The 21,856-nt window shown below is 63.9% G+C and carries 21 protein-coding genes, 1 other RNA gene and 1 riboswitch; of the genes, 13 read left to right on the top strand and 9 right to left on the bottom strand.

Annotated elements, in window-relative coordinates; genetic code table 11:
- Window positions 1–85: 85 nt before the first annotated feature.
- Window positions 86–2,014, top strand: coding sequence for an elongation factor G (locus AC2FME_RS07755; protein ID WP_496800104.1), 1,929 nt, complete (start codon window positions 86–88; stop codon window positions 2,012–2,014).
- Here the strand turns inward: AC2FME_RS07755 and AC2FME_RS07750 are convergent.
- The 5 genes from AC2FME_RS07750 to AC2FME_RS07730 form a co-directional block, all read right to left on the bottom strand.
- Complete coding sequence (locus AC2FME_RS07750; RefSeq protein WP_496800103.1) at window positions 2,011–3,588, bottom strand: ABC transporter ATP-binding protein; 1,578 nt, start codon at window positions 3,586–3,588, stop codon at window positions 2,011–2,013. The two genes, AC2FME_RS07755 and AC2FME_RS07750, sit on opposite strands and share 4 nt — an antisense overlap.
- A complete protein-coding gene (locus AC2FME_RS07745) occupies window positions 3,585–4,691 on the bottom strand; it encodes an ABC transporter permease (RefSeq protein ID WP_496680459.1) in 1,107 nt (368 codons plus the stop codon). Before AC2FME_RS07745 ends, AC2FME_RS07750 begins: the two co-directional genes overlap by 4 nt.
- Window positions 4,692–5,786 (bottom strand): microcin C ABC transporter permease YejB, encoded by a 1,095-nt coding sequence (locus tag AC2FME_RS07740; RefSeq protein ID WP_496710696.1) that lies wholly within the window; start codon window positions 5,784–5,786, stop codon window positions 4,692–4,694.
- A 1-nt stretch (window position 5,787) separates the two neighbouring features.
- Window positions 5,788–7,698 carry an extracellular solute-binding protein gene (locus AC2FME_RS07735; protein ID WP_496800102.1) on the bottom strand — a complete coding sequence of 637 codons (1,911 nt, stop codon included), beginning with the start codon at window positions 7,696–7,698 and terminating at the stop codon, window positions 5,788–5,790.
- Window positions 7,699–7,867: 169 nt separating this feature from the next.
- On the bottom strand, window positions 7,868–8,377 hold the full coding sequence (locus tag AC2FME_RS07730) for a c-type cytochrome (protein WP_496680455.1): 510 nt from the start codon (window positions 8,375–8,377) through the stop codon (window positions 7,868–7,870).
- Between the two features lie 119 nt (window positions 8,378–8,496).
- On the opposite strand from AC2FME_RS07730, the gene AC2FME_RS07725 reads away from it, so the two are divergent.
- Complete coding sequence (locus AC2FME_RS07725; protein WP_490360572.1) at window positions 8,497–9,330, top strand: prephenate dehydratase; 834 nt, start codon at window positions 8,497–8,499, stop codon at window positions 9,328–9,330.
- A gap of 20 nt (window positions 9,331–9,350) precedes the next feature.
- Here AC2FME_RS07725 and AC2FME_RS07720 read toward each other — a convergent pair whose 3' ends face one another.
- Window positions 9,351–9,818, bottom strand: a complete 468-nt coding sequence (locus AC2FME_RS07720) for an SRPBCC family protein (RefSeq protein WP_496800101.1) — start codon at window positions 9,816–9,818, stop codon at window positions 9,351–9,353.
- 38 nt (window positions 9,819–9,856) lie between these two features.
- On the bottom strand, window positions 9,857–10,840 hold the full coding sequence (gene nudC, locus AC2FME_RS07715) for an NAD(+) diphosphatase (protein WP_496800100.1): 984 nt from the start codon (window positions 10,838–10,840) through the stop codon (window positions 9,857–9,859).
- A 177-nt stretch (window positions 10,841–11,017) separates the two neighbouring features.
- On the opposite strand from nudC, the gene AC2FME_RS07710 reads away from it, so the two are divergent.
- The gene (locus tag AC2FME_RS07710; protein WP_496800099.1) at window positions 11,018–12,904 is read left to right on the top strand and encodes a bifunctional 2',3'-cyclic-nucleotide 2'-phosphodiesterase/3'-nucleotidase; all 1,887 of its coding nucleotides are present in this window, start codon (window positions 11,018–11,020) and stop codon (window positions 12,902–12,904) included.
- Between the two features lie 40 nt (window positions 12,905–12,944).
- An RNA gene (gene ffs / locus AC2FME_RS07705) (signal recognition particle sRNA small type) lies at window positions 12,945–13,041 on the top strand.
- Window positions 13,042–13,103: 62 nt separating this feature from the next.
- Here ffs and AC2FME_RS07700 read toward each other — a convergent pair.
- Window positions 13,104–13,961 carry an alpha/beta hydrolase family protein gene (locus AC2FME_RS07700; RefSeq protein ID WP_496800098.1) on the bottom strand — a complete coding sequence of 286 codons (858 nt, stop codon included), beginning with the start codon at window positions 13,959–13,961 and terminating at the stop codon, window positions 13,104–13,106.
- A gap of 83 nt (window positions 13,962–14,044) precedes the next feature.
- Between AC2FME_RS07700 and AC2FME_RS07695 the strand changes: the two genes are divergently transcribed.
- Window positions 14,045–14,617 (top strand): TetR/AcrR family transcriptional regulator, encoded by a 573-nt coding sequence (locus AC2FME_RS07695; RefSeq protein WP_496800097.1) that lies wholly within the window; start codon window positions 14,045–14,047, stop codon window positions 14,615–14,617.
- A 28-nt stretch (window positions 14,618–14,645) separates the two neighbouring features.
- Window positions 14,646–14,860, top strand: a riboswitch (cobalamin riboswitch).
- 87 nt (window positions 14,861–14,947) lie between these two features.
- Window positions 14,948–15,355: a hypothetical protein gene (locus AC2FME_RS07690; protein ID WP_496797099.1), complete on the top strand. Its 408-nt coding sequence runs from the start codon at window positions 14,948–14,950 to the stop codon at window positions 15,353–15,355.
- 3 nt (window positions 15,356–15,358) lie between these two features.
- Here AC2FME_RS07690 and AC2FME_RS07685 read toward each other — a convergent pair whose 3' ends face one another.
- Window positions 15,359–15,862 (bottom strand): protein-tyrosine phosphatase family protein, encoded by a 504-nt coding sequence (locus AC2FME_RS07685; protein ID WP_496800096.1) that lies wholly within the window; start codon window positions 15,860–15,862, stop codon window positions 15,359–15,361.
- A 156-nt stretch (window positions 15,863–16,018) separates the two neighbouring features.
- On the opposite strand from AC2FME_RS07685, the gene AC2FME_RS07680 reads away from it, so the two are divergent.
- The 7 genes from AC2FME_RS07680 to AC2FME_RS07650 all read left to right on the top strand — a co-directional run bounded on the left by AC2FME_RS07680 (window position 16,019) and on the right by AC2FME_RS07650 (window position 21,805).
- Window positions 16,019–17,773: a DNA polymerase III subunit gamma/tau gene (locus tag AC2FME_RS07680; RefSeq protein ID WP_496800095.1), complete on the top strand. Its 1,755-nt coding sequence runs from the start codon at window positions 16,019–16,021 to the stop codon at window positions 17,771–17,773.
- 86 nt (window positions 17,774–17,859) lie between these two features.
- Window positions 17,860–18,204: a YbaB/EbfC family nucleoid-associated protein gene (locus tag AC2FME_RS07675; RefSeq protein ID WP_005980576.1), complete on the top strand. Its 345-nt coding sequence runs from the start codon at window positions 17,860–17,862 to the stop codon at window positions 18,202–18,204.
- A gap of 46 nt (window positions 18,205–18,250) precedes the next feature.
- On the top strand, window positions 18,251–18,844 hold the full coding sequence (recR, locus tag AC2FME_RS07670) for a recombination mediator RecR (RefSeq protein ID WP_496680442.1): 594 nt from the start codon (window positions 18,251–18,253) through the stop codon (window positions 18,842–18,844).
- A 113-nt stretch (window positions 18,845–18,957) separates the two neighbouring features.
- Window positions 18,958–19,548 carry a TetR/AcrR family transcriptional regulator gene (locus AC2FME_RS07665; RefSeq protein WP_496680441.1) on the top strand — a complete coding sequence of 197 codons (591 nt, stop codon included), beginning with the start codon at window positions 18,958–18,960 and terminating at the stop codon, window positions 19,546–19,548.
- 61 nt (window positions 19,549–19,609) lie between these two features.
- A complete protein-coding gene (locus tag AC2FME_RS07660; RefSeq protein WP_496800094.1) occupies window positions 19,610–20,023 on the top strand; it encodes an organic hydroperoxide resistance protein in 414 nt (137 codons plus the stop codon).
- Between the two features lie 36 nt (window positions 20,024–20,059).
- A complete protein-coding gene (gene curA / locus AC2FME_RS07655; protein WP_496800093.1) occupies window positions 20,060–21,088 on the top strand; it encodes an NADPH-dependent curcumin/dihydrocurcumin reductase in 1,029 nt (342 codons plus the stop codon).
- Between the two features lie 33 nt (window positions 21,089–21,121).
- Complete coding sequence (locus AC2FME_RS07650) at window positions 21,122–21,805, top strand: type 1 glutamine amidotransferase domain-containing protein (RefSeq protein WP_496680435.1); 684 nt, start codon at window positions 21,122–21,124, stop codon at window positions 21,803–21,805.
- Window positions 21,806–21,856: the final 51 nt, after the last annotated feature.

Genomic DNA, 21,856 nt, shown 5'->3' with positions numbered 1-21,856 from the left:
TCATTCAGACAGACTCGCCGGCGCATCCGCGTTCGACAGCTCCTTTCGTGCAACCACTCTGCAACTTGACGAAGGGACAGCACCCATGCGCGTTTTTACCGTCCTCGGCCCCAGCCAATCGGGCAAGACAACACTGGTCGAGGCCATCAGTCGCCTTGATGGCCGGCCCACCACATTCGACCTGTCCGGAACCGTGCATCTGCACGGTTTTTCTTATCTGGACGAACCGTGGTGCGCGATCGACGTGGATGGCGGGGGCGATGCGCTGGCCTATGCCGGACCCGCCATGGCCATTTCCGACGCGGCCGTGGTAGCGGTTCCGCCGGACCCGGACGCGGCGGTTCTGTGCGCCCCTTATCTGCGGCTGGTCGAGGAGGCGGGCATTCCCTGCTTTCTGTTCATCAACCGGATGGACAACCCCAACGGCCGCATCCGCGACATCATCGCCGCGCTGCAGACCTATTGCAGCCATCACATCACCCTGCGACAGGTGCCGATCCGTGAAGGCGAAACCATCGTCGGCGCCGTCGACCTGATCTCGGAGCGCGCGTGGAAATATCAGGAAGGTCAGCCCTCGGCGCTGATCGAACTGCCGCAATCGGTGGCCGATCGCGAGGCCGAAGCCCGCACCGAACTGCTCGAAACCCTGTCGGATTTCGACGATCACCTGCTTGAGCAGCTGATCGAGGACAAGCAGCCGCCAAGCGCCGAGATCTATGACCTGGCCGCGCAGGTGTTGCAGAACCACCAGCTGATCCCGGCCTGTCTGGGCGCGGCCAGCCATGGCAACGGGCTGACCCGCCTGATGAAGGCCCTGCGGCACGAGGCGCCCGAATTCGACATCGCCGCCGACCGGGACGCGGCGCCCGAGGCCGCCCGCGCCATCGCCGGGTTTGCCGACGTCAAGAAGCACATCGGCAAGATCACCGTCCTGCGGGGGCTGGGCGACGGGATCAAGGCGCATGACCCGCTGGGCGGCGAAACCGTTGGCAACCTGACCGCGCTGGACGCAAAGACCCAAATCGACGGGCTGAAGGCCGGCGAGATCGGGCTGGCGGTGAAATCCGATCACCTCAACCCCGGCAATATCTATGACAGCAGCGGCTCCACGCAGCTGCCGGATTGGGCCACGGCTCATCCGGTCGCCTATCGGCAGGTGGTGTCGCCGGCCCATGAACGCGACGACGTGCGCCTCTCCAACGCGCTGTCCCGGCTGGTCGAGATCGACCCGGGCCTGACGCTGGAACAGGACGAGCTGAGCGGCCACGCCGTTCTTGGTTCCCAAGGGCCGCAGCACATGCGGCGGGTGGTCGCCAAGCTGGCCGAGGATTTCGGAATCGAGATCGAGACCTCTCCGGTCGAGACTGCCTATCGCGAGACCATTCGCGCCACGGTCGAACACCGGCACCGCCACCGCAAGCAATCCGGCGGCGCGGGGCAGTTCGCCGATGTGGTGATCTCGGTCGCGCCGCTGCCGCGCGGATCAGGTTTTCAATTCGACGAGGTGGTCAAGGGCGGCGCGGTGCCCAAGAACTATATCCCTTCGGTCGAACAAGGCGCGGTCGATGCGTTGGCGCAGGGCCCCGAGGGCTTTCCGGTGGTGGATGTGAAGGTCACCCTGCATGACGGCAAGCATCACAACGTGGACAGTTCCGATTTTGCCTTCCGGACGGCAGGCAAGAACGCCGTGCGCGAGGCCTTGCCACAGGCCAAACCCGTCGTGTTGCAGCCGATCCTGAACGCCGAGATCCACGTTCCGTCGGCCTTCGTGGGCGATCTGGTACCCACGATCAGCTCGCTTCAAGGGCAGGTTCTGGGGTTCGAGGGCAACCCGAACGCGCCGGGCTGGGAGATCTTCAACGCCCAGCTGCCCGCCGTGGCCGAGGACGAACTGCACCGCACGCTGGCCAGCGCCACGCGCGGCACCGGCTGGGTCAAGCTGCAGTTCGACCACTATGAAGAGCTGCGCGGCCCGGTGCCGAAATCGGCGGCGCGCGAAGCGGCCAACGCCTAACCCGCCGCAGCGATCAGTTCGCGGGTATAGTCATCACGGGCGTTGACGAACAGGTCTTCGGCAGCGCCCATTTCAACCACGTCTCCGTTGCGCATGACGATCACCTTGTGCGACATCGCCCGCACCACCTTCAGGTCGTGGCTGATGAACAGGTAGGCCAACCCGTATTTCTTCTGCAGGTCGCGCAGCAATTCGACGATCTGCACCTGCACCGTCATGTCCAGCGCACTGGTGGGTTCATCCAGCACCAGCAGCTTGGGCCGCAGCACCATGGCGCGGGCGATCGCGATGCGCTGGCGTTGCCCGCCCGAGAATTCGTGCGGGTAGCGGTCCATGGCCGCCGGGTCCAGGCCCACCTCGGTCATCACCTCGGCCACCAACTCGCGCGGGGCACGGTGCGGATCGACCTTGTGGATCGCCAGACCCTCGGCGATGATCTGCTGGCAGGTCATACGCGGGCTGAGGCTGCCGAACGGGTCCTGGAACACGATCTGCATGTCCTTCCGCAGGCGGCGCAGTTCACGCGTGGACCAGCGGCGCACATCCTGCCCACGGAAGGTGATCCCGCCCTCGGAAGCGATCAGACGCATGATCGCAAGCGCAAGCGTGGTCTTGCCCGAGCCGCTTTCGCCCACGATCCCTAAGGTCTCGCCTGCCCGCACGCTGAGCGTAGCGTCGTTCACCGCCTTCACATAGCCGACCGTGCGTTTCAGGAACCCGCGCTGGATCGGGAACCAGACCTTCAGATGCTCGGTCCGGGCCACTTCTTCGGCCGCGGGGTCTATCGGATCGGGAATGCCTTTGGGTTCGGCCGCCAGCAGCTTGCGGGTATAGGGGTGCTGAGGGTTGTCGAAGATCTCGGCCACCGGGCCGGTCTCGACGATCTCGCCATCCTTCATCACGCAGACCCGGTCGGCGATGCGCCGCACGATGCCCAGATCATGGGTGATGAACAACATCCCCATGTTTTCCGATTTCTGCAGCTCGACCAGCAGCTCGAGGATCTGCGCCTGAATGGTCACGTCCAGCGCAGTGGTCGGCTCGTCAGCGATCAGGATATCGGGCTGATTGGCCAGCGCCATGGCGATCATCACCCGCTGCCGCTGTCCGCCGGACAGCTGATGGGGATAGGCGTCCAGCCGTTCCTCGGGGTCGCGGATGCCGACCTTGTTCAACAATTCGACGATCCGGGCGCGCGCCGCGTCGCCCGTCAGACCCTGGTGCAGGGCCAGCGATTCCGCCATCTGCTTCTGGATCGTGTGCAGCGGGTTCAGCGAGGTCATCGGCTCCTGAAAGATGAAGCTGATGTCATTGCCGCGCACCTCCATCAGGCGCTGCTCCGAGGCGCCGATCATCTCTTGACCGTCATAGGTGACCGACCCTTCGACGATCGCGCTGTCGCCCAGCAACGACACGGTAGACAGCGCGGTGACCGATTTGCCCGAGCCGGATTCGCCCACCAGCGCCACGGTTTCCCCGCGATCGACATGGAACGACACGCCCCGAACCGCCGTGGTCACCTGCCCGTCCTGGCGGAACGAGACCCTGAGGTTTTTCACATCCAGCAAGCTCATGAGAAGGTCTTTCGCGGGTCGAACGCGTCACGCACGCCTTCGAAGATGAAGACCAGCAGCGACAGCATGATGGCAAAGGTGAAAAAGGCGGTGAAGGCCAGCCACGGGGCCTGCAGGTTTTGCTTGGCCTGCAGGGTCAGCTCACCCAGAGACGGGGCCGAGGACGGCAGCCCGAAGCCAAGGAAATCGAGGCTGGCCAGCCCCCCGATCGTGCCGGTCACGATGAAGGGCATGAAGGTCAGCGTGGCCACCATCGCGTTGGGCAGCATGTGGCGGAACATGATCGTCAGGTTGCCCACGCCCAGCGCCTTGGCCGCGCGCACATATTCCAGGTTGCGGGCGCGCAGGAACTCGGCCCGCACCACGCCCACCAGCCCCGTCCAGGAAAACAGGATCATCAGGAACACCAGCAGCCAGAAACTTCGCCCCAGCACCGCGAACATGATGATGATGACGTAAAGCGAAGGCGTCGCTGACCAGATCTCGATGATGCGTTGGAAGATCAGGTCCAGCCAGCCGCCGAAAAAGCCCTGCAGCGCGCCGGCGAATATACCGATCAGGCTGGCCGCACCGGTGACGATCAGGGTGAACAGGATCGACAGGCGGAAGCCATAGATGACACGCGCCAGAACGTCGCGCTTGGTGTCGTCAGTGCCCAGCAGGTTCTGCCCGTTAGGCGGCAGGGGTGCTGCGCCGGGGCGGTCGACGCTGGTGTTGTAGGAATAGGGGATCGGCGGCCAAATCGCCCAGCCCCGCTCGAAACCTTCGGCCTGGAATGTTCCCGCTTCGATCTGCTCGATGATGCCTTCGGGGTCGTCGAAACACTCCTCCAGCCCGCCGCTGTCGATCAGGCACTGAACCTCGGGGTCGCGGTAAATCGCCTCGGTCTCGAAATCGCCGCCGAACTCGGTCTCGGCGTAGAAATTGAAGATGGGCGTGTAGAACTCGCCCCGGTACTTCACCAGGATCGGTTTGTCATTGGCGATGAATTCCGCAAACAGTGACAGGCCGAACAGCACCGAGAAGATGATCAGCGACCAAAAGGCCCGGCGGTTGCGGCAGAAATTGCGCCAGCGGCGCTGGTTCAGAGGAGAAAGCGCCATTTACCCCTCGCGTTTCTCGAAATCGATGCGCGGATCGACCAGCACATACATCAAGTCGCTGATGATGCCGACGACCAGCCCGAGCAGACCGAAGATGAACAGCGTCCCGAAGATCACCGGATAATCGCGCGCCACCGCGGCCTCAAAGCCCAGACGGCCCAAACCATCCAGCGAGAATATCGTCTCGATGATGATCGACCCGCCGAAGAACACGCCGATGAACACCGCCGGAAAGCCGGCGATCACGATCAGCATCGCATTGCGGAATACGTGGCCGTACAAAACCCGCCGTTCACTCAGGCCCTTGGCGCGGGCAGTCATGACGTATTGCTTCTTGATCTCGTCCAGAAACGAATTCTTGGTCAGCAGCGTCAGCGTGGCAAAGGCCGAGATTGTCAGCGCGATGGTCGGCAGGGCGATGTGCCAGAAATAGTCGGCCACTTTGCCCAGCAGGCTGAGGTCTTCCCAATTATCCGAGGTCAGCCCTCTGAGCGGGAAGATCTGCCAGTAGGACCCGCCCGCAAACAGAACCAGCAGCAGGATCGCGAACAGGAAGCCCGGAATGGCATAGGCCACGATGATGGCAGCGCTGGTCCAGGTGTCAAAGCGTGAACCATCCTTGACCGCCTTGCGGATGCCCAGCGGGATCGAGACCAGATAAGCAATCAGCGTCGACCAAAGGCCCAGCGAGATCGAGACCGGCATCTTTTCCAGCACGAGGTCAATCACCGAAACCGAGCGGAAGTAGCTTTCGCCGAAATCCAGCGTCAGATAGTTGCCCATCATGTTCAGGAACCGCTCGATCGGCGGTTTGTCGAACCCGAACTCTTTCTCCAGTTCGGCGATGAATTCCGGCGGCAACCCGCGGGCGCCCACGTATTTGTCATCGAAGACGCCGCCGCCGGGTTCGGCACCGGCCCCGGCATCGCCCGATCCGGCAAAACCCGCGAACACATCGCCCTGCCCTTCGATCTGGGCGATAATCTGTTCGATTGGCCCGCCAGGCACGAACTGCACCAGCGTGAAGTTGACGATCATGATGCCCAGAAGGGTCGGAATGACCAGCAACAGGCGTCTAAGGATATAGGCGCCCATGTTACCGCAACGCGCCTGCCGCTTTCAGGGCCGCTTCCTTTTCCGGGTTGATCCACCACAGATCCAGATAACCCAGCGAATAGGGCGGCAGCTGTTCGGGATATTCATACATGTCGTAGTAGGCCGTCCAGTATTCCGCGATATACCCGTCGGGGATGATGAAGAACTCGTACCGCAGGGCCCGGTCAAGCGCCATCAGCGCCGCGTCCTGCTCGGTCTGGTTGGTCGTGGCGAAAGACGCCTCGATGATGGCGTCCACCAGGGGGCTGGCAAGTCCGGCCGGGTTGAACAGGCTGAACGCGGCCTCTTTCGAGCCGTACATCTGGCTCAGCCCGCCGCCGGTGGACAGGAAAGCGCTGTAGCGGGTGGAATACACCATGTCGTAGTCACGTTCGCGGCTGCGCAGCGTATATTGCGCCGGGTCGACCTTTTCCGCCGTCGCGTCCACGCCGATGGCCTGTAGGTTCTGCACGAAGGTCTCGATCATCGTGGCCGTCGAGGTCGGCAGGTTGGAGGGGTACGGGATGTTCACCCGCAAGGTTTGACTCTGGGCGTTGCGGCGCACGTTGCCCTCGCCCACGGGCCATCCGGCCTCGTCCAGCAGCTTCGCGGCCTTGCGCAAGTTGCGCCGGTCGTTCAGCCGTGCCGGGTTCGATTGATGCACCGTTTCCACCGGCTGGATGAGCAGTTCCGGCGGCACCACGCCGCCCAGCGACTTCAGAAACTCCAACTCGGGACCCTGCGGGACATCCTTCGCCTCGAGCGGGGTGCCTTCGATGAAGGAATCACGCGGCGAGTTCAGACCGTACAGGAGCGATTCATTGGCCCATTCGAAATTGAACGCCAGCGCCAGCGCCTTGCGCACATTCTTGTCGGCGAATTGCGGGCGCGCCAGATTGAACACGAAACCGGACGGATTCGGCGGACTGCCGTCGGGGATCGCATCCTTCACCACATAGCCCTGCGCGACCTTGGGAAAATCATACCCGGTCGCCCACAGCTTGGGGTCGCTTTCGATGCGGAACGTGTATTCGCCGGCCTTGAACGCCTCGAAGGCCGCGGTCTGATCCGCAAAATACTCGACCCGGATGCTGTCATAGTTGAACCGCCCCTTGTTGAACGGCAGGTCCTTGCCCCAATAGTCGTCGCGCCGCTTGTAGACGATGCGCCGGTTGATGTCGTAGCTGTCCAGTTTGTAGGGTCCCGACCCCACGGCGACCTCAAGCCGCGGCTCGTCCAGGCGACGCGACGGGTCGGCCTCGAACCAGGCCTTCGAAAACACCGGGGTGGACCCCACCGTCTCGATCCGGCTGCGGGCGGTCAATTCAGGATTGAAGGTGAATTTCACCGTGTGGGTGTCCAGAGCTTCGGCGCCAGTGACCATGCGGCCCACGGCCTGCGCATAGGATGGCAGGCCCTGCTCGATGAACAGGCGGTGGCTGTAGACGACGTCCTCGGCCGTGACCGGTGTGCCGTCCCAGAAGGTCGCCTCGGGGCGCAGATGGAAGATGACCCAGTTGCGGTCGGCGTCATATTCCAGGCTTTCGGCCAGCACGCCGTAATACTGGCCAATGCTGTCATCCGAACTGTCGATCAACCGGTCGTATTGCAACGTGGTCAAAGCACCGGCCCGCCCCTTGCGGGAATAGGGGTTGAGCGAATCAAACGTCCCCGACGCCGCCAGCGACAGCTCGCCCCCCTTGGGCGCATCGGGGTTCACATAGTTCAGATGCGCATAGTCGGCCGGATAGTCCAGGTTGCCGAAATACGAATACCCGTGGCTGCGGATGATGTCGCCCTCATCTGCCACGCCCGGCACTGTCTGCAGCGCCATGATCGCCGCCGAAAGCCCCAACGCTGACGCCCAATGCCCAATACTCAGTACACGCGCGCCAGGTAAAACGGGTTTCATGCAGGTCATCCTTCGCGTTCGTCTCGGTTCCATGTCTGTCCACGCTAGCTAACGGGCCAGCGATGGCAGTTGCAAGTTTAGACTGCGTGAGCGCTTTGTGAAGATTTGTTGATACGAAAAAGCCGCTGCACATCGGCAGCGGCTTTCGCAAGTCACGGACCCTGACCAATCAGCCGCCGATCGTCTGCAGATAGGCGATCAGATCGGCACGGTCTTCAGGTTTTTTCAGGCCCGCAAAGCTCATCGAAGTGCCTTGGATATAGCCTTTCGGATTGGCCAGGAAGGCATCCAGTTCCTCGGGCGTCCAGTTGCCGCCATGCGACTGCATCGCGGCGGAATACCCGCCGAACCCTTCGGCCGATGCGATCGGACGGTTCACGACGGCGTACAGGTACGGGCCGGTGCCGTTCGCGCCCTTCTCGAGCTTGTGGCAGGCCGAGCACTTGCGGAACACCTTGGCTCCCTTTTCAGGATCGGCCGCGGCCAGCAGATCGGCAAAGACCACTTCTTCGCCGTCAGCGCTTTCGCCGGCGCTTTCCGTTTCGATCACATAGGCGGCCATTTCACCATGCGCGTCCGTGCTATACAGAACGTCAGCCCCCCATTTCGCCAGGAGGAAGAAAAGAAAGGCACCGAACAGGCCGGCTGCGGCCTTGGTAACTGTCATCGTGTCAAACATTGATCGCGAGTCCATTTCAGCTGTCTGCGGGGTGTCTAAGGCTTCCCCTTGCAAGAGGCAAGGTATAGACACCGCGACCAAACGCCCAATTCTGTAACTTGTTGCACGGAATCGACCAAATGACCAATCGCATCGCATTTCAGGGCGAACCCGGCGCCTACAGCCACGAAGCCTGCCGCATGGCCCGCCCCGACATGGAGCCCCTGCCCTGCCGCACCTTCGAGGACGTGATCGAATCGGTCCGGTCGGGCCAGGCCGATCTGGCGATGCTGCCGGTCGAGAACACCACCTATGGCCGCGTCGCCGACATCCACCGTTTGCTGCCGCACAGCGGGCTGCACATTATCGACGAAGCCTTCGTGCGTGTGCACATCAACCTTCTGGCGGTCCCCGGCGCAACGCTTGAAGACATTACCGAGGCGCATTCACACCTGGTCCTGCTGCCGCAATGCGCGGGCTTTCTGCAGGAACACGGCATCCGGGGCCGGGTCAGCCCCGACAATGCCCGCGCCGCGCGCGAGGTTGCCGAGGCCGGAGACAAACACTCGGCAGCCCTTGCCAGCGAACTGGCGGGCGAGATCTATGGGCTGAACGTTCTGGCTCGGCATATCGAGGACAATGACGACAACACCACCCGGTTCCTTGTCATGTCGCGCGAAGTGGACGAGACGCGCCGGGGTGCGCATGGCATGATCACCAGCTTCGTCTTCCAGGTCCGCAACATCCCGGCGGCGCTGTACAAGGCGCTTGGCGGGTTCGCGACGAACGGCATCAACATGACCAAGCTGGAAAGCTACATGGTCGACGGTTCCTTCACGGCGACGCAATTCTATGCCGACATCGTCGGCCATCCCGACGACCGCAACGTGCAGTTGGCGATGGACGAGTTGCAGCATTTCACCACGAATGTCGAAATACTGGGGGTCTATCCCGCCGCGCGGCCTCGGGGCTAGCGACTTGCGGCCGGGCGCCGTCAGCCCCCGTGCGCGTACCGGGTTTCCATTTCGCGGGCGAAATCACCCAGCCGCAACTGGAACTGGCGGCGAAACCGAGTTTTTCCCAGCTTGAACGATTGCAGCAACAGCCGTGCGGGCAAAGTCTGGGCGGCCAGCGACATTTCGATGGACAACCTCGTGTGCCGCTGCGACAGCGGCAGCAACTCGACCGTGGTCAGGCTGGTCATGCCCTTACCCGCGGCCACGAACCGCATCAGCGACGGGCGTTCGAACTCGGCCAGTTCGACCGACATGCGGCGCGTTCGACCGCGCACCTTGAATTCGGCATCCCAACAGGCGCCGACCCCGGGGGAAGGCGTATCGAAGGTCCGCCGCACCTCGGTCCCGCGCCGCAGGGCCATGCGTTCGAAACGCCCGAAATCCGCGACCATCTCGAAAACGTCCGAGATGGGGACCTGAATGTCTTCCTGTGCCGAAAACTGCATGTACGCCTTGATCGTTCGGTATTTTTGCCAGTGTCTCGCTAGTCCAGTGTATCCGCAAGCCAGTTGCGCAGAAGAAAATGCGCGATCGCGCCTTTTCGCGCCGGCATCAACCGCGGGTGTTCCCCGGCAAAGGCCTGCATCATGTCAGCGCGCGACACCCAGATCGCGTCTTCGATCTCGACCGGATCGATCATCAGCCGCTGCGACAGGGCCTGTGCCGCACATCCAAACATCAGCGAAGCTGGAAACGGCCAGGGCTGGCTGGCCAGATAGCTGACCGCACCGACCGGCACGCCGGCTTCTTCCATGACCTCGCGTCGCACGGCGGCCTCGAGCGTTTCGCCCGGTTCGACGAATCCGGCCAACAGTGAATACATCCCCTCGGGCCAGCCGGGCGAGCGCCCCATCAGCACTGCGTCGCCAAAGGTGACCAGCATGATGACCACCGGATCGGTGCGCGGGAAGTGCTGGGCGCCACATTCGGGGCAAGCCCGCTGCCAGCCGCCCTGTGCCGGGGCGCTGCGGGTTCCGCACCGGGCGCAGAACCGATGGGTTTCGTGCCAGCCGATCACCGCCTTCGCCGTCGCGGCGATTTCGGCATCGCGGGGCGACAGACGGGTCATGATGCGACGCAGCTCGGCAAAGACATGACCGGTGGGCAGGTTCGGATGCTGCTGCTCGGAGCGATCGACAAAGGCCCCGACTCCAGACAAGTCCAGCCCGTCGGCCGGCCAATCAGATATGTCGGCGGCAAACAAGGGCGCGCCCGCGTCGGACTTCCCCATGAAAACGGGCTGTTCGACGGCCCCCCCGGGGCCGCTCTGCACCAGAGCGTGGGTCATCGGCACCCAGGCCAGCTGATCCAGATCGCCGCCCTGCACCAAGATCTTGCCCCGCCACAGCAACAGGCAGCGCGACATCGGGTCCCTGCGGGCCGCCTCCAGTTCTTCGCCGTTGGCGCGAATATCAGCGGCACGGTGCAGCCCCGATCCGCCGAATGTAACCTGCTCTGCCCGTTTCATGTCCATGCTCCTGCGATTGGCTCAAGGGCTGCCACGACTGTCGGCCCAGCGCAATGCCCAAGCCAAGGCCGCCGTTCGGCACCGCCTGCAAAAAAGACACATGGATGCCCGGCAAATAAACGGATATTCTACCTTTCGGCGAACACGCATTTCAAACAACGCACAAAAGCAGAGCAGTTGAAAACAAAAACCTTGGCGCACCAAGCGCATGGCCAAGCGATCCAATCCGTCCTTCGCATCCTGGCGACGACGGACCTGCACATGAATCTGACCAGCTTCGACTATTACGCCGACCAGCCGGACCAGGCCATCGGGCTGACCCGCACGGCCAGCCTGATCCGCGCCGCCCGGCAAGAGGCCCGGCAGTCGGGCGCCGAAGTACTGCTGTTCGACAACGGCGACGCGCTGCAAGGCACGTTGCTGGGTGATTGGGCCGCCGACCAGCCCGGCCCTCAGCATCCGCTGTTGTCGGCTTTCGAGAAACTGGGCTATGACGCAATCGCGCTTGGCAACCACGATTTCAGCTTCGGGCTGCCCGTTCTGGAAGCCATCGTCGAACACGCGCCGTTTCCGGTGCTGTGCGGCAATCTCCGGCGCATTGGACGGGCGCAGGCCTGGCAGCCCTGGGTCGTACTAACACGTCGGATGCGGGTCGGCGGCCAAGAGGTTCCGCTGCGCGTCGGCGTTTTTTCGATCCTGCCGCCGCAGACCGCCCGGTGGGAAGCACACCATCTGGACGGGCAGGTCGAGGTCGCCGATTCGATTTCCACCGCCCGGACCTGCATTGCCGAACTGCGCGACCGCGGCTGTGACCTGGTGATTGCCCTTGCCCATTGCGGCCTTGGTGACGCCGAACCTGCCCCCATGTCCGAAAACGTGGTGATCCAGTTGGCCGCTCTGGCCGGCGTGGATGCCATCGTGGCCGGGCACACGCACATGCTGTTTCCCGCAGACGTCCCGGACCCGGTGGCCAGCATGGACCTGCAAAACGGTCTGATCCACGGCAAGCCCGTGGTCATGCCCGGAACCGCCGGAACGCATCTGGGCGTGATCGACCTGACGCTGGAGCGAGATGCGACAAGGTGGAAAATCGTCGCGAAATCCGGCCGACTCCGCTCTGTTCAGCCTGCGCAGCCGGATGCGGGGCCTGTGCCCGAAGACCCCGAGATGATGCAAGTGTTTCAAACCGGACACGCACGGACACGCCGCCGTGCGGCATCGCCGGTCGGGCGGACGGAGCAGGCCATGCACAGCTATTTCACTTTCTGCGGGCTGGATCGCGGCCTGGCCTTGGTCGCCGCCGCCCAGGCCGCAGCGCTGCGGCCGGTTCTGAAAGAGTCGAAGTTGGAAAACCTTCCGCTGCTGTCGAGCGTAGCACCGTCCAAATTCGGGGGTCGGGCCGGGCCACGCCATTTCACCGATGTTCCGCGGGGCGACGTGTTCCTGCGCCACGTGTCGGATCTGCATGTGTTTCCCAATGAGTTGCGCGCGGTCGTCGTTACCGGTGCGCAGTTGCGGGATTGGCTGGAAATGTCGGCAGCAGTCTACCGGCAAATCGACGGCGCCCGCGAAGCAGACCTGATAGACCCGCAGGCGACCGGGCACAATTTTGACGTTCTGCACGGGGTGACCTACAAAATCGATCCGTCATGCCCGCCGCGTTTCGACCTTGGCGGACACCGGACCGGTAACGAGAATGGGCGGATACGAAACCTTTGCCATCACGGCACCCCGGTTACGCCGGAACAGGCCTATGTCGTGGCCGTCAACAACTATCGGACCAATGGCGGTGGCAATTTCCCGATCCTGCGGCAAAATCCGGCGATCCAGATGCCGCGTATGAATATCCGCGCGATCGTCCGGGATTACCTGTCCGGAGCGCTGGAACGCGATCCGCTCGAAGATGCTCCGGCCAGCTTTTCCCTGACCGGTTTCCACGGGCGTGCGGCCGTGCTGCGCACCGGACCGGGCGCCGAGAAATACCTGGATGAACTGGCCGCTTTCAGCCCCGAGCCGCTTGGGTTGGACGACCAGGGCTTTCTCCGGATCCGGCTGTGGCCGTGACGGGTTGCCAAGCGCCTGCGTGATGCCTATATCGGCGGTCGAGAGGTTGGCGCGGGCAAGCGCCTCGCCAACCTGGTCAGGTCCGGAAGGAAGCAGCCACAACGAGCCCCGCTTGGGTCGCTGTCCAACCTCTCACTTGATGCCGTCATGGCACACTGTTTTCCGATCATTCCCTGATGCAGGGCCGCCGGACTGGTCGTCAGGCAATCAGCCGCGGCCAGATTGCGCGGCTGCGCCGGGCGAAGGCGCCGACATGGCCGACCTCGCGCAGGCCGAAGGCGGCCGGGGTCAATAGATGACGCCGCGCCGCAGGCCCGTACAGCTCGGCCAGCCGCCAGACCGCCGGCGGCGGAACCGTCTGATCATCCTCCAGGGCGATGACGTCCACCGGGGTCGTCATTCGGCCCCAATCGGCCGGCGGAAGCGTGTCGCCCAGTTCCGGCAGATAGCTGTCGGGTGACGTACACCACTTCCGCCACTGCCAATAGACCCCGGATGGCAGGTCGGACCCGAACCCAAGCATCCGCCCCGGCAGATAGCCCACCAGACGCACCAGAGGCGGCACATGACCATACCAGAACAGGCTCGCCAACCCTTTGTAGGGCCAGGGATGATCGGCCAGGGTCACCAGCCCCGAACACACGCAGATCATCCGGTCGATCCGGTCGATCCCGGGCTGAAGCGGCCCCAGCATCCCGCCGACCGAATGACCGATGACCCAAAGCTTGGCATCGGGATAGCGCCGCCGCATCTCGGCCTGCGCCGCCGGCATGTCCTTCAGCGCCCAATCGGCCATCGTGGCATCCGAGTCTTTCAGGCGCCGTTTCAGAGATGTCCCGAAATCGCGATAGTCATAGGTCAGGCAGGCCATGCCCCGTTCAGCGGCCAGCCACCGCGCGAAATGCTGGTAGTAGTCCCGCGGCACGCCGGTTGCCCCGTTCAGTACGACCGCGATTTCCGGCATGGCCATCGGTGCATAGAGCCGCGCCGACAGGTTTGCCTCGCTCGCCAAAAACTCGAAATCCTCGACTTTCACGGTCTGCTGCGAATCCAACATCCATGCCTCCAAGCGCTCTGGACCGATTGGTCTAATAATTTCATCTGGACCGATCGGTCCAGCCCTGTCAAGATGCGTGCAAGATGACCCGACGTCCGCAAAACACCCGCGATCGCCTGACCCAGACCGCCGCCCGGCTGTTCCAGCGCTCGGGCTACAACGGTGTCGGCCTGACCGAGATCCTGACCGAGGCCCGGGCGCCCAAAGGCTCGCTGTACCACCATTTTCCAAAGGGAAAGCAGGATCTTGCCCTCGCTGCGGCCAGCTGGGCTTCGGACGGGATGCGCGACATGATCGCGGCGGCGTTCAACGACGCGCAGGATTTCCGCGCAGGAGTCACCACCCTTTGCCACAAGATCGCGAAAATGTTCGACACCTCGCCGCAATGGGAGACCTGCCCGATCGCCGCCACCCTGTTCGAAAGCCCCGACAACCGGGCCTTCCGCGACCATGCCGACCGGCTGTACGAAAGCTGGATCGACGAGGTGCGCGGCCACGCGGAACGGTTCGGCGTCGCGCATCCTGACATGGCGGCCGACACCCTGTTCATCATGATGCAGGGCGGTTGGCAACTGGCGCGCGCGCGTCGGGATTCGAATGTACTGCGCCGGTTGCCCGAGCATGTCCCGTGGGACCGGTTCCAGCCGCGCGACTGAATGCGGCTTGACACGGCCCGACCCTGACCGCTAGCGATTGGGTGATGGTTCCCGCGCCTTCAGCCGGGATGAAAAGGGAACACGGTGCGGCCCCCCCGGGACAATCGGAACGGGCCAATGCCGGGACTGCCCCCGCAACTGTAGGCGGAGAGCGATGCCGAGATACCACTGACCGCAAGGTTGGGAAGGTCGGCAAAGCAACGACCCGCAAGTCAGGAGACCTGCCATCAAACGTGAAACCGAAACTCGGACGGGGTGTCCGGGCAGGGTCTGGCCGTGAAATCGGCTGTCCGCCCCGGTCCGCCCCGCCCAGCGCGCGGAGGGCGCATCATGATCTGGAAGACCAACACGCACGAATTTTCCGCAACCGTCTGCCAACGCACGGGCAGGACCTGCCCAGCGCTGGCGCATCTGGCCCGGTCGGTCGCGCAGGCGGTCGCGGCGGCCGACGCGGCAACCTCGCCCGATTTCCGGGTGGAAGGCAGCAGCGAACTGACCCATTGCACGCCGGGCTGCATGGCCCGCTTTGACGCTCGCGCCGACCTGATCCGGGTGTATTGCGGCGCACGCGCAGGGGCAGATACGCAAAGCCTGGACGCCTATGCCGACCTGATGTTCAATGATCAGGCCGATGCCTGCCCCGCGCAGGGGCTGGACACGTCACCCTGCGCGATGCTGCAGGCGGTCGCGCTCGATCCCACCACCCTGGCGGAACACGCCTTGCCGGCAGTCATCTGACGGTCAGTCCGGGGTAGCAACCCGAGCCGGCGCCACGGCCCAGAGCAACTGCGCCTCGGTTTCCACGGCGCAGGGGCGAACGGCCCGCAGGCGTTTGAGCGCCGGTTCCGGGGCTTCGCCACATTCGATCATCAGGCGCAGAACGGCCATGCCGGATCGTCCACAGCCCCCCCGGCAATGCACCAGAACTCGCCCGCCGCCGCTCAGCGCATGGCGGGCGGCGGCGCTGACTGGCGGCCACTGGCCGTCAAATTCATCCCCCGGCGCCGAAAAATCGGCGACCGGCAGATGCGCCCAGCGGCTAGCACGCCCTTGGATGTCCGATCCGAAATCGCCCGCCCCCACGGCGACCATCTCGGCCAGAGTCGTCATCGAGATCACAAGACCCGGCGCCCAGCCCCCGATCAGGTCCAGGTCGCCGCGGTAGTCGCCGCCTCCGCCGGGTATCGAGGTCAGGGCAAGCGAACCGCCCCCGACCTGCAGGGCATGAACAACCAGATTGGACATCGAAACCACCCCTCGGGAAACGCATCACTGAAAACTATTGGTCCAGTATGGCCCAACCAGCGCCACCGCCAAAGCGAAAAACCTGCACCGGCGCTGTGGACGCGGGGCACCGGGAACTCTACCCTGCATCGTCAGTACGAATCCGTCAGAGCAGACATGACCACACAGTCCAGCCCCGCCTATCAGGTTCTCGCCCGAAAATACCGCCCGGAAACCTTTGCCGACCTGGTCGGTCAGGATGCCATGGTGCGCACGCTGAAAAACGCGTTCGAGGCGGACCGGATCGCGCAGGCCTTCATCATGACCGGCATCCGTGGCACCGGCAAGACAACCACGGCCCGGATCATCGCCAAGGGCATGAACTGTATCGGCCCCGACGGCAATGGCGGACCAACGACCGAACCCTGCGGCCAGTGCGAGCATTGCGTGGCCATCATGGAAGGTCGCCATGTGGACGTGCTGGAAATGGACGCCGCCAGCCGCACCGGCGTGAACGACATCCGCGAGATCATCGACAGCGTGCGCTATCGCGCCGCCAGCGCGCGGTACAAGATCTATATCATCGACGAAGTCCACATGCTGTCGACCAGCGCCTTCAACGCGCTGCTGAAAACGCTGGAAGAGCCACCCGAGCATGTGAAGTTCATCTTTGCCACGACAGAGATCCGCAAGGTTCCGGTCACCGTGCTGTCGCGCTGCCAACGGTTCGACCTGCGTCGGATCGAGCCCGAAGTGATGATCGGCCTGCTGCGCAAGATCGCCACCGCCGAGGGCGCGGAAATCTCGGATGACGCGCTGGCCTTGATCACCCGCGCCGCCGAAGGCTCGGCCCGGGATGCGACCTCGCTGCTGGATCAGGCGATCAGCCATGGCGCCGGCGAAACCACCGCCGATCAGGTGCGCGCGATGCTGGGGCTGGCCGACCGGGGCCGTGTGCTGGACCTGATGGACATGATCCTGCGTGGCGATGCGGCCGGGGCCCTGACCGAACTGGGTGCGCAATATGCCGAGGGCGCCGACCCGCTGGCAGTGCTGCGCGATCTGGCCGAAATCACCCATTGGGTCTCGGTGGTGAAGATCACCCCTGACGCGGCAGAAGATCCGACCGTCTCACCCGATGAGCGCATCCGCGGACAGCAGATGGCCGAGGCGTTGCCGATGCGGGTGCTGACCCGGATGTGGCAGATGCTGCTGAAGGCGCTCGAGGAAGTCTCGGCCGCCCCCAACGCCATGATGGCCGCGGAAATGGCGGTGATCCGCCTGACCCATGTGGCCGATCTGCCCAGCCCGGAAGAGTTGATCAAGCGCCTTCAGGACAGCCCTCCGCCGCCCGTCGGCGGGCCGGGGGGCGGCGTTCCGGTCGCCGGAAACAGCGCCCCGCCCGTGACCGCGACGGCCTCGGCCCATGCGCCGGCCCCGCGTGGCGTGGGCGGCGCGCCGACGGCGGCGTTGGCCCAGGACGTGCAGACCGCGCTGGCGCGTTATCCAACTTTTGAGCATGTGGTCGAACTGATCCGCGCCAACCGCGACGTAAAACTGCTGGTCGAGGTCGAAAACGGCGTCCGCCTCGTCTCGTACCAGCCGGGACGGATCGAATTCACGCCCACCGAAAAGGCCCCCACCGACCTGGCCGCGCGGCTCGGGTCCGCGCTGCAGCGCTGGACCGGCAATCGCTGGGCGGTCTCGATCGTCTCGGACGGGGACGCGCCCACCATCGCCGAACTGCGCGACGCGGCCGAGCTGGCGCTGAAGGCCAAGGCCGAAGAACACCCTTTGGTTCAGGCGGTTCTGACACAGTTCCCCAAGGCCCGCATCACCCGGATCGAAACCCCTCAGGACCGCGCGGCCAAGGTCGAAACCGAAGCCCTGCCCGAGGTCGAGGACGAATGGGATCCATTCGAGGAAGACTAATCACCCGCGCAGAAGGCGCGCTGCCCTTGTGAAGGACGCAGACGGCCCGTATTTAGGCCGCAATTCGAATGACAGGAGACATACAGATGCTCAAAGGACTCGGCGGTCTGGGCGACATGGCCAAGATGATGAAATCCGCGCAGGAACTGCAGACCAAGATGGCGCAGATGCAGGAAGAGCTGAACACCATCATGGTCGTCGGCGAATCCGGCGCGGGCCTGGTCAAAGCCACGGCCTCGGCCAAGGGCGAGCTGAAAGGTCTGGACATCGATCCGTCGATCTTCAACAGCGACGACAAGGAAGTAGTCGAGGACCTGATCCTGGCCGCCATCAAGGATGCGCAGACCAAAGCGGCCGAGCGGTCGCAGGAAGAAATGGCCAAGCTGACCGAAAGCATGGGTCTGCCGGCGGACATCAAGCTGCCGTTCTGATCTTCGCCACTCAAACCCCCGCCGCCAAAGCCACGCAGGACAGGCCATGAGTTCGAACAGTGACATCGACGCCCTGATCGACCTGATGGCCAAGCTGCCGGGGCTGGGGCCGCGCTCGGCCCGGCGGGCGGTGCTCCACCTGATCCGCAAACGCGCCCTGCTGCTGACGCCGTTGTCGGACGCCATGCAGCAGGTCGCCGCCACCGCGCGCGAGTGCCTGAACTGCGGCAACGTGGGCACCACCGACATCTGCGACATCTGCAATTCCGAAGACCGCGCCACCGGTGAGCTGTGCGTGGTCGAAGACGTGGCCGACCTGTGGGCGATGGAACGCGCAGGGGTATTCAAAGGCCGCTACCATGTGCTGGGCGGAACGCTCTCGGCACTGGACGGCGTCGGCCCGGATGACCTGCGCATCCCCCGCCTGCTTGACCGGGTGACTGCCGAAAACATCACCGAAGTGATCCTGGCCCTGAACGCCACCGTCGACGGGCAGACCACGGCCCATTACATCGCAGATCAGCTGGAAGGACAGGTCCGCCTGACCTCGCTGGCGCAGGGCGTGCCGATCGGGGGCGAGTTGGATTATCTGGATGACGGGACGATCACCGCAGCGCTGCGGGCGCGGAAGGAACTGTAAGGCTTCGAAATCCGTGCACTTTCTTCGTGGGCGATGACCCGACGTTACGTCATCTGGATTTTCATCCATCATCCCACTAGACGACCGGTCTATTAACTGCCATCTCGTGACCCATGAGCACGCAACGCAAGGATACCCGGAAACAGATTCTGGCCGTGGGCCGCCGGCTGACCGCCGAACGTGGGTTTGTCGGCGTCGGCCTGAGCGACCTGCTGAAAGAGGCCGGAGTTCCCAAGGGCTCGTTCTACCATTACTTCGCCTCGAAAGAGGATTATGGCTGCGCGCTTCTAGAAAGTTTTGCCGACGATTACCGACAAGGGCTGGCGGACACGCTGAACAACCCCTCGCTGAACGCGCATGATCGATTCCTTGCCTATTTCCAGGGCTGGATCCGCAAACAGACCGGGCAGAACCCCGAAGAGCGCTGCCTGGTCGTCAAGCTTGCGGCCGAGGTTTCGGACCTGTCAGACAGCATGAGCGGTGTTCTGCAAAACGCCGTGGACGGCATCGTCGAGGCCCTGACCCAGACCCTGCGCGACGGCATCGCCGAAGGTTCGGTGGCCCGGCTCGAGGACCCGGCACTGACTGCGCGCGCGATCTATCACCAGTGGCTCGGCGCCAGCCTGGTCGCTGGCCTCTCCGGATCGGTCGAGCCGCTGGAATCGGCCATGAAATCAACCGCATCCGCGATACGCCCCATGTAAAAAATTTTGACCATATACTAGACGACCGGTCTATTAGAAAGCCGAAAACAGGAGCCTGCCCATGAAAATTCTCTACAAAACATCCGCAACGACCACCGGTGGCCGGTCGGGGGTGACCGCGCTGGATGACGGCTCGTTGTCGATTCCGATGGTGCGTCCGGGTTCTCAGGCCGACGGCCACAACCCCGAACAGCTTTTTGCCCTTGGCTATGCCGCCTGTTTCGACAGCGCCATGGATTTGATGGCGAAATCGCTGGGGCTGGATGCAACCGGCGCCAGCACCACGGTGGCGGTCAGTTTGGGGCAGCGGTCGGATGGTGGCTATGGGTTGGACCTCGACATCACCGCGCATCTGCCCGGGCTGTCCGATGAAGACGCCCGCAAGCTGGTCGAGGCGACGCATCAGGTCTGCCCATATTCCCGCGCTACACGCGGAAATATCGACGTGCGCCTGCATGTCGATACCAACGCGTGATCACGCACTCAACGCAATCCACAGGACCGACACGACATGTCTGACACCAGGAACCGCCAGATCGTTCTGGCCGAACGCCCCAAGGGCGAACCCGACACCAATACGCTGCGCATGGTCGAAACGGATATCCCCGAACCGGCCGAGGGGCAGATGCTGCTGCGCACGGTTTACCTGTCGCTGGACCCCTATATGCGCGGACGCATGAGCGACGCCCCCTCCTATGCACCGCCGGTCGAGATCGGCGGGGTCATGGTGGGCGGCACCGTGGCGCGCGTGGTCTCCTCGAAGATCGACGGGTTTTCCGGAGGTGACTGGGTGCTCAGCTTCAATGGCTGGCAGGACTATGCTCTGTCGGACGGCGAGGGCGTGCTGAACCTCGGCCAGGCGCCCTCGCATCCGTCCTGGGCGCTTGGGGTGCTCGGCATGCCGGGCTTTACGGCCTGGGCCGGCCTGACGCAGATCGGCGCGCCGAAACCCGGTGAGACCATCGTGGTCGCCGCGGCGACCGGGCCGGTCGGGGCCACGGTCGGCCAGATCGGCAAGATTCTGGGCTGCCGCGTCGTTGGTGTGGCCGGTGGCTCCGAGAAATGCGCCCATGCGGTGGACGAGCTGGGTTTCGACGCCTGCATCGACCACAAGGCCCCTGATTTCGCCGAGCAGCTCGGCCAGGCCGTTCCGGACGGCATCGACATCTATTTCGAGAATGTCGGCGGCAAGGTGCTGGACGCGGTGATCCCAAACCTCAACCCCAAAAGCCGCATCCCTGTGTGCGGGCTGGTATCGCAATACAACGCCACCGCGCTGCCCGAAGGGCCGGACCGGATGAACTGGTTTCTGGGTCAGGTCCTGCGCAAGCGGATCACGGTGCAGGGGTTCATCATCTTCGAGGATTTCGGCCACCTCTACCCCGACTTCGCGGCTCAGATGGGTGACTGGGTCAATTCCGGCCGCGTCAAGTACCGCGAGGAAATGATCGACGGGCTGGAAAACGCCCCCAAGGCGCTGATCGGCCTGCTGCGGGGCGAGAATTTCGGCAAACGCGTGATCCGCGTTGCGCAAGACTGACAGCTTCAGACAAGCCAAACGAAAGGAAAAGCAATGAAGATCCTCATGGTTCTGACGTCTCATGACCAACTCGGCGACACGGGCCGCAAGACCGGCTTTTGGCTGGAAGAGTTCGCGGCCCCCTATTACGTGTTTAAGGATGCCGGGGCCGAGATCGTGTTGGCCTCGCCCAAGGGCGGGCAACCGCCCATCGACCCGGCCAGCGACGAAGACGCCGCGCAGACCGATGCCACCCGGCGTTTTGCGGCAGACACGGACGCGCAGGCCCAGCTGGCATCGACCCGGCGCCTGTCGGAAATCGACGCCGAAGGCTTTGACGCAATCTTCTATCCGGGCGGCCACGGCCCGCTGTGGGACTTGGCCGAAGACGCGGACAGCAAGCGCCTGATCGAAACCTTCGTCGCGACGGATCGCCCGGTCGGCGCCGTCTGCCACGCGCCTGCGGTCTTCAGGCACACCACCGCCCAAGACGGAAAGCCGCTGGTCTCGGGACGCCGCGTCACCGGGTTCTCGAATTCCGAAGAGGCGGCCGTGGGACTGACCGACATCGTACCCTTCCTGCTCGAGGACATGTTGAAGGCCAATGGCGGGCATTACGAAAAAGCCGACGATTGGGCCCCGTTGACGGTGAGCGACGGGCGCCTTGTCACGGGCCAGAACCCGGCCTCATCCGTGGGGGCCGCCCAAGCCGTCCTGACCCTGTTGAACGGAAACTGACCGGAGCACCGCCCCTGCGGCAAATGCGCTGCGGGGGCGGGCATTCGTCGG

The organism is Ruegeria sp. BHSC026 (assembly GCF_059613065.1).
Note: the sequence above shows the minus strand (reverse complement) of the source record. Positions and strands in the feature narration are given on the sequence as shown.